We start from the raw sequence: 13,261 nt of genomic DNA on the forward strand, positions 1-13,261 counted from the left end.
AGAGGTATCTTATGGAAAGTGTGATACTCGTTGCCTGTCAGCTTCCTTCTCAAAGTGACGATCATTTTGAATCGTCACTTGAAGAGTTGGAGGCTTTGACGAAGACGGCCGGTGGACAAGTAGTTGCCGTCGTAACCCAAAAAAGACAAAAGATTGACTCCGCTACCTACATTGGAAGCGGTAAATTACAAGAACTTGATGCCCTTGAAAAAGAATTAGGCGCCGGGACTGTGATCTTTAATGGTGAACTGTCTCCCTCTCAGCAGGGACGGCTTGGAGCGCTGCTTTATGCAAAAGTGTTGGATCGGACACAGCTCATTTTAGATATTTTCGCGATGCGGGCGCGTTCGCGAGAAGGCAAACTTCAAGTAGAACTTGCCCAGCTCCAGTATCTCCTGCCACGCTTGAGCGGGATGGGAGATTCATTGTCGCGTCTCGGAGGAGGAATTGGGACACGCGGTCCCGGTGAAACCAAGCTTGAATCCGATCGACGCTATATTCGCAGCAGAATGAAGGATATCAGCAATCAGTTGAAAACCGTTGTACAGCATCGCAAACGCTATCGTGACCATCGTCAGTCAAATAATCAATGCCAAGTGGTCATTGTCGGCTACACGAATGCGGGAAAATCCACGCTGTTCAACCAATTAACCGCTGCAGGAACTTATGCTGAAAACCAGCTTTTCGCAACTCTTGATCCCTTGACACGAAAAATGAATCTTCCTGGTGGTTTCATGGCTCTATTGTCCGATACCGTTGGTTTCATTCAAGAACTACCAACACAGCTAGTAGCTGCTTTCCGCTCAACGCTTGAGGAAGTGAGTGGCGCACAATTGATTTTGCATGTACTTGATGCTTCGGATCCGGATTTGATTACACATGAAGAAACCGTTCGCCATTTACTGTCTGAACTCGGTGTAGACGACCTGCCTATACTCACGATTTATAACAAGAAAGATCTGTTACAGACACCATTCATCGTTCCGAAAGGATCTCTTCTCGTTTCGGCAAGGGACATTAAGGACCGTGATCGAATTCTTGCTGAAATACTGGCACAAATTGAAGCGCAAATGGTGGACTATCACACACAGCTCCCAGCCGATGAAGGAAAATTACTTAATGAACTAAAGCGGAACACAATATTGAAAAGACAAGAATATGACGAAGCGTCACAGGCTTACGAAGTTGAAGGATTTGTTTTTCCCGATGCACCAATCGCCTCGAAACTGATTCACGATCCGTCGTCAACGAATAAGGAGTTTTGAAAAATGTTTGAAGCACTTGCCTATGGAGAGAAGTTAAGAAAAATTGCTGCAGCAGTTGAAGCGCAAATTGCAGAACGTTTAAAAGCGGTTGATGCTGTTTCACTAGAAAATCAGTACCGTGTTTTATCCAGTTTTAAAAAAAATAAGATTAGTGATGCCCATTTTAGCGGAACAACAGGGTACGGATATGATGATTTCGGTCGTGAGGGCATTGAAGCAGTTTACGCAAATTGTTTCGGAGCTGAAGCTGGTCTTGTCCGGTCACAAATGATCTCCGGAACACATGCGATTACGACTGCACTCTTTGGTGTGCTTCGTCCGGGTGATGAATTAATGTACATAACCGGTAAGCCGTATGACACCTTGGAAGGTGTCATTGGTATAACAAGCGGCAGTCATGGATCATTAAAAGATTTTGGTATTGGATTTCGCGATGTTGCGCTCAACAATGGCAAAATTGATATTGAGACAGTAAATCGAGAAATTGCGCAGAACACAAAGCTAATTGCGATTCAGCGTTCTTGCGGCTACGATCAGCGCCCGTCGATTCCGATTGCCCAAATTGGGGAAGCAATTGCTGCAATTAAAAAAGCACATCCTCATATTCTTGTTTTTGTCGACAATTGTTACGGCGAATTTACCGAAACATTGGAACCCTGCCACGTCGGCGCCGATCTAATGGCCGGATCGTTAATCAAAAATCCTGGAGGAGGATTAGCGAAGGTAGGAGGCTACATCGTCGGGCGCGAGGATCTCGTTTCAATGTGTTCGGAACGTCTGACAGCTCCAGGACTGGGAAAAGAAGTTGGTCCGTCATTAGGCGAACTAAAGGATCAATATCAGGGCTTTTTTCTTTCACCACATATGGTTGCTCAAGCAGTTAAAGGAGCCATATTCACATCTGCCTTCATGGAGAAGCTTGGCATGGAAACATCGCCTTCTTGGGAAAAGGCGCGTACGGACTTGATTCAAAGCATTACCTTTCATGACCCCGATCAGATGATCGCATTCTGCCAAGCGATCCAAATGGCTTCGCCAATTAATGCTCATGTTCTTCCATATCCGAGCCCAATGCCTGGTTACACGAGTGACGTTATCATGGCAGCCGGAACATTTGTTCAGGGGGCAAGTCTGGAGTTGACAGCAGACGGCCCAATTCGTCCCCCGTTCACTTTGTATGTTCAAGGCGGATTGACATTTGAACACGTTAAAGCTGCTTTGATGATTGCAGTAAATCACTTATTTGAGAAAAACTTACTTGATCCTGAAAAGATCAAATTGTGACAATTTATTTAAATCTGTGTCATAAGCTGTGAGATAAGCTAACATCGTTTGACAACTTAAGGGCTGCCCGTTATAATTATGTTTAAGAAAGGGGCGTGAGGCGAAATGGCTGACAACGTACGCCGTTCAATGCCTTTGTTCTCAATGGGCATTGTTCAGAAATTAACTGGGCTGACGGCTAGGCAGATACGCTACTACGAAGAAAATGACTTGATTAATCCGGAACGTAGTGAGGGGAATCGCCGCGTCTTTTCTTTCAATGATGTTGATCGTTTGCTCGACATCAAGTCTTTGCTTGACGAAGGTGTGAATCTTGCCGGCATAAGGCGTGTGCTTAGTGAAAAGCCGGTGGAAGCAAATCGGCCGGCTGAAGCAAAGAAAGCTATGTCTGATGCTGAGCTCATGAAATTTTTGAAATCCGAACTCGTTCAAGCGGGCAAGTTCGGTAAGGCTTCGTTAATACAAGGGGAGTTGTCCCGATTCTTTCGGTGACTGCTACCTATGTATATAAAATTTTTTGAAAACAGAAACTTATTTTTGGGGAGGATCTTGAATGGCAAAGTTTACGAAAGAAGACATCATTTCTAAGGTAAATGAAGCAAACGTAAAGTTCATTCGTTTGCAGTTCACTGACTTGCTCGGAATTATCAAAAATGTAGAGATTCCTGTAAGTCAACTCGAAAAAGCACTAGATAACGATATTATGTTTGACGGTTCTTCAATCGAAGGATTTGTTAGGATTGAAGAATCGGACATGCTTCTTTATCCAGATTATGACAGTTTCGTTATATTCCCTTGGACTGCTGAAAAGGGTAAAGTTGCTCGCTTCATTTGCGATATTTATAAACCTGATCGTACGCCATTCCCGGGGGATCCTCGTTCGGTTCTGAAGGCTCAATTGGCTGAAATGGAGAAACTAGGTTTCACTAATTTCAACATTGGACCTGAACCGGAATTCTTCCTCTTCAAATTAGATGAATCTGGCAATCCAACTCTTGACCTGAATGATAAAGGCGGCTATTTTGACTTGGCACCAACAGATCTTGGTGAAAATTGTCGTCGCGATATCGTGCTTGAACTTGAAGACATGGGCTTTGAAATTGAAGCATCACACCATGAAGTAGCTCCTGGTCAGCACGAAATTGACTTTAAATATGCAGATGCTGTAAAAACTTGTGATAACATTCAAACATTTAAGCTTGTTGTGAAAACGATCGCTCGCAAACATGGCTTGCATGCAACGTTCATGCCAAAACCGTTGTTTGGTGTAAACGGCTCAGGTATGCACTCGAACATGTCATTGTTCAAGGGCAAAGAAAATGCGTTCTTTGATGCTGACACTGAAGACAAACTCAGTGCAACGGCTAAATCATTTATTGCCGGCGTTTTGGAACATGCACGCGCATTTACTGCCATCACTAACCCAATCGTTAACTCATTCAAACGTTTGGTTCCGGGTTATGAAGCACCAAGCTATATCGCATGGTCATTGAGCAACCGAAGCGCTTTGATCCGTATTCCTGCGGCTCGTGGATTGAGCACACGTATTGAAGTGCGCAGTGTAGACCCTGCTACCAACCCATACCTTGGCATGGCTGTATTGCTTGCTGCCGGACTGGATGGTATCAAGAAAGGTTTGACTCCACCTGCTTCCGTTGACCGCAGCATCTACGTTATGAATGATCAAGAACGTGAAGAACTTGGGATTCATGAACTTCCTGCATCTCTTAAAGAAGCAGTTGATGCATTCAATGCAGATGAAGTTATCACAGCTGCACTTGGCGAACATACAGTTTCTCACTTCAACGACGCTAAGGAAATTGAATGGGATATGTTCCGCACTCAAGTACACCCATGGGAACGCGACCAATACATGGAACAATATTAATCAAAAAGAAATGCTGAAACCCCTTGAGCCGTATGGCTTTGAGGGGTTTTTGTTTTGCCCAAAAATAACGTGTCAATATCACATATTTAAGGGGCGAATGTTTAAAAATATTTTGAGTATACTTTGCAGCTGTTTTTTCCTCGATATCTTTCTACCTTAAAAGCAGATGTCTCAGATCCGTTGCTGGCAAACAATCGGAGTGAAAGTAGGGATGAGTTTGATTTTAGACAATAGACCAAAGACGGCCCAAGTGTGGGCCAGGTTGCCATAAAAGATATAGAACGTTGCCGGAGGTTGAAATCCTTAATCTATGTGATTCACTATACATCATCAAAAAGAGAACTAAGCGGCATTTGACATGATGATCGATGATCATATTTTGAGTTACTACAAGTGCTGAACAAGCATCTTGGCCCTGTAGTTTAAATGGCTATCATCATCCGTTGTACGATGAAATGCTGCCGAACTGGAAGATGGAAAAATTTTAGACGATAGGCAATGCTAAGCGGACAGGGACTTGTGGATTACCCCTGTGGGACAGTACAGACAATATTTTATCAGGAATCGCTGTGTTGGTTGTGTTTCTTAACTTTATTCCAGTCAATGATATCAACAATCATTACGAGGAACAAATATGCCAAAATATAATAGGTGATCCAGTCATCATATTTGTCAGGGGCAAAAATTAGCCACAAGGCTCCAAAAAAGATATATGGAGCTTCCAAAAATAAAAAACGTTTTGATTTATAATGGCGTTTTATTCTGTTGAGCAACTTGTTGAACATCGGATTAGCCCCTTGATTCGGATTATGAATTTATTATAATGCAAAGCAATATAAAACGATTGCAAATAATGTGCATTTCTCAGTAGACAGCAAAGGTAAAAGAAGTAGAGAATGATCTTGGATTTAATGAAGTTGGAATAATGTTGACGGAACGGAAGATTTTTAAATCGATTTTGATTTTGTTTCAAAAGGTAAATTTGGTGAGGTCAGAATTTGGAGATAGAACTGATTTACAGTTCGACACTATTGTTTTTTTTGCTCTTTTCTTTTGTGCACGAAATTAACTAGTTCACGAATAACACCAGGAATGGTAATAAGAATAACTGCCCATAGTCTAAGATCTGCAGGACCGAATAAAGCTATCAAAATAAAGGCAGATACAAATGGTATTGCCAATATTAGGTATTGCTTATAACTCATAATGGCTGCATCCCCTTATTAAAAAATCGGGATCTCATTCGATCAACCAATACTTCATTTTACCATATCAGGAGCGGTTCCTGTGCGATTGAAATGAAGATAAATCCTGCCGCAATGAAGCTGAATATTGATATAATGGAAACAAATAACAATGTGATTGTGATCGTAACAGGAAGCTAAAAATGATAAATCTGCTGGAGTTTGGAGAGACAACATACGTGTTAAAACAACGTGGGAAGGGGAAGGGCGTGAAGGATAAGAGTTTTAATATGAGTCAGGGAGTTGAAACGATGAAAAATGATGTGATCCATTGTGGCGGCACACTAACTTGGCGTGAATTTAAAAAGTATAATTTTTATGTAAGAAAAAAGTTATTTACAGTAACAAGCATTTCATTTTTTATCATCTTACTTTTGATAAATTTGATCCTGTTTCAAAAGTTACTGATTTCATTTACAATGGCAGCAGCTTTTACGGTCGTATTCTGTTTATTATTAATGATTATTTTTCCTCTTAGAATAAGAAATGAATATTCGAGTAATCAATTAATCAAACAAGAAATTCAGTATGAGGTCAATCAAAATGAAATTGTGCAAACTCGTGGAAAATCAAAGACTTTTTTCAAGTGGGAAGATTATAATGGACCCAAGAATTAAGACACGAAATAAGGATGTGTTAAGGTAGATCTATGAAACGAAAATCTTACTCTCAAACATTCAAAGTCAAAGTCGTGCTCGAAATTCTGAAAGAGGAAAAGACGTTAAACGAATTGTCCTCTGCGTACGGTGTTCATGTCAATCAGCTTCGGCAATGGAAAAAGACAGCTCTAGACCAGCTCCCACAGCTCTTCGATCGTAAGCGGACTGATCAGAGCCGGATGCAGGAGGAATACGAAGAAAAAATTGAACGACTCTATGGCGAAGTTGGACGTTTAACCACGGAACTCTCGTGGCTTAAAAAAAAATCTGGCTATGACGATGTCACGCGATGACCGCTTGATTTTAGTCGACTGGGAAGATCCAGAACTGCCCATCAAGAAACAGTCGGAGCTTCTCTCGCTGAATCGTTCAAGCCTCTACTACAAGCCCGTTCTGCCTTCGCCTAGGGAGATTATGATCAAGCATCGTCTTGATGAGTTGTACACCAAATACCCGTTTTATGGTTCGCGTCGGATGACCTATCTGCTTAACCAGGAAGGAGTGATGATCAATCGCAAAGCAGTTCAGCGTCATATGCGCGAGATGGGGATTCAGGGCATTCATCCTGGGCCTAATCTGAGTAAGCGATACCGAAATCAGTATGTTTATCCTTATCTGCTGCGGAATTTGGCCATTACCTATCCCAATCATGTCTGGGGTATTGACATCACTTACATTCGCTTAAGACACGGTTGGATGTATTTGGCCGCCATTATCGACTGGTACTCACGCTACGTTATCAGTTGGTCCTTGGAACAGACGCTGGAGATTGAGCTCATCACGCAAACCGTTAACGATGCACTCACGCAGGCAAGACCGGAAATCATGAACAGTGATCAGGGCAGCCATTTCACGAGTCCGCACTATCTAGATCTTCTCAAGGAAAAATCAGTAAAAATCAGTATGGACGGGAAGAACCGTGCTCTGGATAACATAATTACCGAGCGATTATGGCGTTCGGTCAAGTACGAGGAAGTCTATCTCAAAGACTACGCAAATCCAAGAGATGCCCGCAGGGGCATTGACAACTATCTGAATCTTTATAACCATGAACGGCCACACCAGTCGCTCGGCTATCAAACACCGGCTTCTGTTTATCACCAGGGGTAGGTGTGTCCCTCCCCATCCTTGAGAAAGTGTCTGTTTCCTTTGAGAACCTGTCAAGGGGTATCGGCTTCGCCCTCCCTGCGGTCGCCCTGGACAGAACCCCAAAGGAAACAGGGCTCGAGGTTAGGATGGGGAAGGCCATCAAATACCCACCTTAAATTTTTCAAATCCGTGTCTTGACAATGGGGTCCACTTTAGATTTTGTTTCTGCATATGAACATAAAGATATGTTTCGGATTCATGTATCAAAGAATCAAGCAGTAGTTCTACCCAAACAATTTTTCAAAAATGTTGATGAAATAAACGATTTTCGGAGATTAATCAGCACTTTGATGCCGGAAAAGAAAGTACATTTAAGCAAGCAATAGTGAAGTGGCATAAAGAGCAGGAGTTTTGATTTGGGTTGAGATTAAGCGGCCTGACACCGAAAGAGTACCGGTGTCAGGCTGTTAAAAATGTAAAAATATCTCATCAGGCATTTTTTTAATAGTCATCAGATCAAATTTAATGTATCGACTCAATCTGTTTAATATCATATCAAATACGTCTACTTGACTCGTATTCATGATATTTTTTCAGATTGAGTTTTTTTCTTATCAAGCAAGAAATGATGAGGATAATCTTCTGTTTAAATGGAGATAACAATATAAGTAAATCCAAATTAAAAAAAGGATGATTAGGTGATTTACATATATAATGACTTTGGCGGGACACATACGACTGCATTAGCAGCAGCGTATCATTTGAAAAAAATATCTGCTGATCACAAATTGACAAGGGCAGAAATTTTAGCTGTGCCTTTTTTTAATAAGCTAAACAGCTCGGATATGGGTAAAATCATTTATCACGGAATTGATGATGAAGGAAATTCGGTTTATACGGTGGGGCGTGGTACGTCTAAACACCTGCTTCCGGCGTTGAATAATTTAAGTTTACTATTGCAGCAGAAATATAAGGGCAATGAAAAGATCATTTTTTCAAACACGTCACCGACCGTGCCATTTGCGATGACGATCGGTGGCTTATGTTCCAGATGGATGAAAATAGATTTTATTGGTGTACCGCTGCTTGTACTTGGAGCAAAGCAATGCTGTCAGGATATCATTCGTCTTGTCGCGTACACCAAAAAGGCAGCAAGAACAAGCGAGAAAAAGGTTACTGTTTTACAAAATAATTCGTTTAAATAGGCATAACCGGTTATGGTCATGTCGAATGAGGAGGATGATTGTTAATCATCTGTAGGATCATAACTTTGTGGCGGTCGCAATTTTGAATGGATTGTTGGGTTTGTGATTCAAATTGTTTTTGGTTTGTCACCAAACCTTATGTTTAAGAATATCAAATAATGACCAGGCTATTTAGGTGGCTCCTTTCCCGCATTCTGCCCTAAAGGATGGATGTTAATGAAACAACCTGTACGTACGCAAATTGAGCGACCGATGTGGAAGCAGAGATTGAGGATCATCAGGCTGTTCGTGAATATTTATCGTAATAACCACAAGCGGCAGCCAGTCCTTCGCTCAACATACATTGCGTTCATTTATTGTCATTTGATTTGGAAGGATATGGGCTATTGGTAAATAATGCTTCATATTTAAATAAAAATGATCCTTAGCAGAATGGTGCCAAGGATCATTTTTTTGTAAGAGATCCATTAGGTGCGGACCTTTAATTTTCATTTAAAATCTTCAACATGTCCAAGAAATGATTTTCATCTATAATGGAAATAGATTGTCCGGAGGCTGCAAGATGTTCTGCTTTAAGCACTTTGCTGCTTTTCGAATGCATCATTGTTCGTCGATCTGGTTTGCCAATAACAAGTAACGTTGTTTTCTTTGTCACGCCGTTGCCGTTGGCCCCGCCGCAATCAGCAACTTTCTGACACGCCTCTTCACGGGACATCGATTGAAGCACGCCTGTAAACACCACGGTTTGATGAAACAAAGGGTGTTGGTTATCAAAAGATGTTTTCTTAGAAGTAATGTCTGAAGGCCTGAATGCAGCCTCTCGACGTGTTCTGACGGATGAAAAGGGTGCATAGGAATGTTTATGTAATCTGCCTAACTTATAATTGATCGCCTTCTGCATCTGATCGAGCGTCTCAATATGAAACTCCTGCATCATTTGCCGAACGATCTCAGCACAAACCAAGGCATCATCGGAAGCTTGGTGATGATGGAAGGAGATTCGGTAATGGGAAGCAACGCGATCTAAACGGTATGAAGGCAGCGTGAGCAACTTTTTTGCAAGGATATAAGAACAGAAGTAATTGACTTCCGGATAAGGCAGCCGATATTTATCCAATGTAAAACGCAGAACACTCATATCAAAGCTGGCATTGTGAGCAACCAGTGGAAGCCCCTCAATAAATGGAAGCAGTTTAGGATAAAGCTCATCCATAGTTGGTGCCTGGACGACATCATCTTCATGAATCCCATGAATCTGCGTATTATAAGGATCAAAGAATTCTTCAGGGTTAATCAAAGAGTAGAAGGAGTCGATAACTTGTCCTTGAATAACTTTTGTTAATCCGACAGAACACGGGGAAGTGCGTCGCGAATTTGCAGTTTCGAAGTCGATCGCCACATAAGATAGTTCCGGCATCCTCAGTCTCTCCATTCTAAATAGCTTTTTCAATCTATTACTATAATAACACGAGATTTGCAAATCATAATCTGCAAGATTTTTTTAAGGCATTTTTAAGTTTTATGTGCTAACTTTGTTTAATCAAAAGCTTATTGGCTTGGAGGACGGATTCATTGGTTAAACACCTGAAGTGCAATATCTGTTTCGTTTTAATGTGTATCAGTATTTTGCTGCTTTTCGGTTGTTCTAAAAGTATTTTCGGACAAACTGAACAAGAAAAACAGGTCATTATAAATGTACAGAATGTAGCGAAGACGATTCAATTGGGAGATGACTTTGATTCTAAGAAAAACGTTGTCGTGACCAATAAGGAGGGAAAGAAGCTCACTTTAAAAAAATTAACCATTTCCGGGCATGTTGATCCTAATACAACAGGAATATATAAGCTTACCTATACATATAAGTCTAACGGGAACAGTACAACTATTTCCACAGCGATTCATGTTATCTATGAAAAAAAAGAGATTATTGCATACAAAACACTAACCATCAAGAAGAAATCCCTATTTCGAGGAGATCACCAGGTGCACCAAGCGGGAAAAAATGGCTCCGTCCTCGTAGGTTATCAAGCAAAACGAACGAACGGCAAACTTGTGCTTGGAAAAGTACAGTCACATAAGGTGATCAAACAAGCGCGTTCAGAGATTGTGTATACGGGAACCAAAATCCCTAACAGTTATCGAATGAATGTTGGCGTCATTAGTCAATTACCGGAGTTGCCAACCGGGTGCGAGATTACGGCCGTGACAATGATGCTGCGCTACAAAGGAGCGAATGTGACTAAGGATAAACTTGCGGAGGAGATGCCACGAGCAACGAACGGTGATCCCAACACAGGATTTATCGGCAGTCCCTACTCAAAGTCCGGGGCAACCATCTATCCGCCTGCGTTAATGAAGCTGGTTAAGCACTATGCTGGCAGTGCAATTAATCTAACTGGGGCCTCAACAGATAAATTGAAGGACTATCTTAGCAGCGATCATCCAGTTGTAATTTGGGGAACATATGATGGGTTTACTTATCATGCGCTAACCTTGACTGGATATTCAAAAAACGGATTTTATTATAATGATCCATGGACAGGGACGAAACGCTGGATGAATAATAAGCAGATGATGGTTCACTGGAATGCTTTAGAGCAGCGAGCACTTTCATATTGAGTTGAGATATTTGGTGAATTGAGACGAATCGTGCGTGATTATGCGTGATCCCGCATAAAGAATGCGGGGTTGCGCATCATAAATACGTTGTTCATGCGGATGAAAACAAGATAAGATAATAGTGGTAAAACAATTCAATGTTTTATCGGTCGGATTTGAGGTGAATCCAGGTTATGCCTCCAGCAAATCTTGCCCCAAATACTTAATTTATTCCAGCGCACTTAGAAAACGAGTTGCGTCTGGCAGTACAATGCTTGCCTCATTAACTTTCCCATCCTTTAAGTTTAAGATTTGCATGCATGCCATGTTCACCTTAAATTCTTTTTTTATTTTTAAGACCTTAGACGTAGATGCAAATCACGCTAAAGTTTGATGTTGATTGTTCCACATTATGTTACATTCATTATGTAAGTATTTAAGCAATAACTCCCAAAACAATCGTTACTTGAACCCCTTAACCAGGGGTTCTTTTTTTGCTTTGTTCAAGCATTTCATTGTTACTCTCCCCATTGGATATGAGCTCATTATTTTGAAATAAAATGGTTATTCTTGCTGTATCGCAAGCCTTTACATGAATGAACACTCGGACATAAATTATAGATAAAGAAGTTATGAGGTGATGAAGTTGTGACAAAATATGAATTTATCTATAGGAGTATTGCAGCAATCTTTGGTGCAGTGTCGGGTTATTTATACGGTGAATGGACACCATTAATTGCAGTATTGGTCGCTTTTGTGATCATTGATTATGTTTCCGGACTTCTCGCAGCCGCCTATGTCAGTGCTTTGTCTAGTAAAATTGGTTTCAAAGGCATTGCCAAAAAAGTGATGATTTTCGCTATTGTGGCTGTCAGTCATCTATGTGATCAAATTATTGGTTCGAAAAATATTATCATGGATGCAACCATCTATTTTTAACTCTTGTCCATTTTAGAAAACGCCGGCAGGACGGGTCTGCCTGTGCCGAAGCAGATCAAGCAATTAATCGGTATTCTGAAAGATAAAGAAGGGAAGCAGTGAACGATTTAATATGCATAAATTCAATAAAGAAAATGGCAATGACTCCTTTAAATAATAGGGATTCATTGTCTTTTAATTTAGCACCTATTTCATTAAATTTCCGGTCCATAAGGTGCATCAATGAAATAGAGGAACTCCTTTTTATTACACTATTCTATTTTGATTACACCAGTTAATAACAGAAAAATATTATGTAAACAAACGATTGTCTCTGCTGCCTGTATCATTTTTCTTGTCATGCTTTCATTAAGCCTATCTTGCTAGATTGAAAAAACCAACTATAATTCATAGTAGGCTAATGATCAAGATCAATAAAAATACTCAATCAAGTTGAAGAAGGAGCAAGTTATGAAAAACGGGGGTCAAAATCAAACATATCGCTTAGTTCTCCTAAGTGTATTTACGGCAATTATCCTTTTGCAAAATTTTGTGCCTTTTCTTGGTTATATTCCGATTGGTGCTTTAAGTTTAACCATTATTCATTTAACCGTCATTGTTGTCGCCATTGTTCTGGGGCCGATTGAAGGAGCGATCATTGGCGGGGTATGGGGAATGACTACTTTTATACGTGCATTCACTTTTCCAAGTAGTCCAATTGCACCGATTGTATTCACTAATCCTTTAATTTCAGTGATACCGCGAATTCTTGTCGGCTTTGTTGCCGGATATCTTTTTATTTTATTGAAAAGAACGAAGCTCCCGCGCATTGTTTGTATGTCCATAGCTGCTTTATTTGGATCCATTACCAATACAGTGCTTGTTCTTGGCCTTATCTATATTTTTTATCGAGTACCCTATGCAAATTATCTGCAAATCGATGTGAGCAGACTGCTGCCTGCTCTGCTCGTTGTTGTAGCAACTAATGGAATTGCTGAAGCGCTCGCCGCGTGCTTTATCTCGCCAATGATTGCAAATCCGCTTATGATAATCAGGAAAAAACTGGGCAGCTGAGTCTTTCCCTTTTGACTATAGTTCAATCATTTATCCC

The 13,261-nt window shown here is 40.9% G+C and carries 11 protein-coding genes and 1 pseudogene; 11 read left to right on the forward strand and 1 reads right to left on the reverse strand.

The window, feature by feature from the left end; translation table 11 throughout:
- Window positions 1–11 precede the first annotated feature (11 nt).
- The 8 genes from hflX to NOM01_RS03435 all read left to right on the forward strand — a co-directional run bounded on the left by hflX (window position 12) and on the right by NOM01_RS03435 (window position 9,027).
- Window positions 12–1,265: a GTPase HflX gene (hflX, locus tag NOM01_RS03400; RefSeq protein WP_255746413.1), complete on the forward strand. Its 1,254-nt coding sequence runs from the start codon at window positions 12–14 to the stop codon at window positions 1,263–1,265.
- Between the two features lie 3 nt (window positions 1,266–1,268).
- On the forward strand, window positions 1,269–2,549 hold the full coding sequence (locus NOM01_RS03405; RefSeq protein ID WP_255746415.1) for a methionine gamma-lyase family protein: 1,281 nt from the start codon (window positions 1,269–1,271) through the stop codon (window positions 2,547–2,549).
- Window positions 2,550–2,654: 105 nt separating this feature from the next.
- Window positions 2,655–3,041 carry a MerR family transcriptional regulator gene (locus NOM01_RS03410; protein WP_253060748.1) on the forward strand — a complete coding sequence of 129 codons (387 nt, stop codon included), beginning with the start codon at window positions 2,655–2,657 and terminating at the stop codon, window positions 3,039–3,041.
- A gap of 61 nt (window positions 3,042–3,102) precedes the next feature.
- On the forward strand, window positions 3,103–4,437 hold the full coding sequence (gene glnA / locus NOM01_RS03415) for a type I glutamate--ammonia ligase (RefSeq protein WP_255746417.1): 1,335 nt from the start codon (window positions 3,103–3,105) through the stop codon (window positions 4,435–4,437).
- A 1,387-nt stretch (window positions 4,438–5,824) separates the two neighbouring features.
- Complete coding sequence (locus NOM01_RS03420; protein ID WP_255746419.1) at window positions 5,825–6,298, forward strand: hypothetical protein; 474 nt, start codon at window positions 5,825–5,827, stop codon at window positions 6,296–6,298.
- Between the two features lie 32 nt (window positions 6,299–6,330).
- A protein-coding gene (locus NOM01_RS03425) for an IS3 family transposase (RefSeq protein WP_255746422.1) occupies window positions 6,331–7,450 on the forward strand; the annotation gives its coding sequence in 2 pieces (ribosomal slippage) (window positions 6,331–6,599 and window positions 6,598–7,450; 1,122 coding nt in all).
- 677 nt (window positions 7,451–8,127) lie between these two features.
- Window positions 8,128–8,634: a DUF3189 family protein gene (locus NOM01_RS03430; protein ID WP_255746424.1), complete on the forward strand. Its 507-nt coding sequence runs from the start codon at window positions 8,128–8,130 to the stop codon at window positions 8,632–8,634.
- A 216-nt stretch (window positions 8,635–8,850) separates the two neighbouring features.
- Window positions 8,851–9,027, forward strand: a complete 177-nt coding sequence (locus NOM01_RS03435; protein WP_255746426.1) for a hypothetical protein — start codon at window positions 8,851–8,853, stop codon at window positions 9,025–9,027.
- 88 nt (window positions 9,028–9,115) lie between these two features.
- Here the strand turns inward: NOM01_RS03435 and NOM01_RS03440 are convergent, their stop codons facing one another.
- The gene (locus NOM01_RS03440; protein WP_255746427.1) at window positions 9,116–10,051 is read right to left on the reverse strand and encodes an exonuclease domain-containing protein; all 936 of its coding nucleotides are present in this window, start codon (window positions 10,049–10,051) and stop codon (window positions 9,116–9,118) included.
- A 155-nt stretch (window positions 10,052–10,206) separates the two neighbouring features.
- On the opposite strand from NOM01_RS03440, the gene NOM01_RS03445 reads away from it, so the two are divergent.
- The 3 genes and pseudogenes from NOM01_RS03445 to NOM01_RS03455 all read left to right on the forward strand — a co-directional run bounded on the left by NOM01_RS03445 (window position 10,207) and on the right by NOM01_RS03455 (window position 13,224).
- On the forward strand, window positions 10,207–11,253 hold the full coding sequence (locus tag NOM01_RS03445) for a C39 family peptidase (protein ID WP_255746428.1): 1,047 nt from the start codon (window positions 10,207–10,209) through the stop codon (window positions 11,251–11,253).
- Between the two features lie 645 nt (window positions 11,254–11,898).
- Window positions 11,899–12,273, forward strand: a pseudogene (locus NOM01_RS03450) (phage holin family protein).
- A 348-nt stretch (window positions 12,274–12,621) separates the two neighbouring features.
- Complete coding sequence (locus NOM01_RS03455) at window positions 12,622–13,224, forward strand: ECF transporter S component (RefSeq protein WP_255746429.1); 603 nt, start codon at window positions 12,622–12,624, stop codon at window positions 13,222–13,224.
- The last annotated feature ends 37 nt before the right edge of the window (window positions 13,225–13,261 follow it).

Source organism: Sporolactobacillus sp. STSJ-5 (assembly GCF_024385605.1).
Classification (GTDB): Bacteria; Bacillota; Bacilli; order Bacillales; family Sporolactobacillaceae; genus Sporolactobacillus.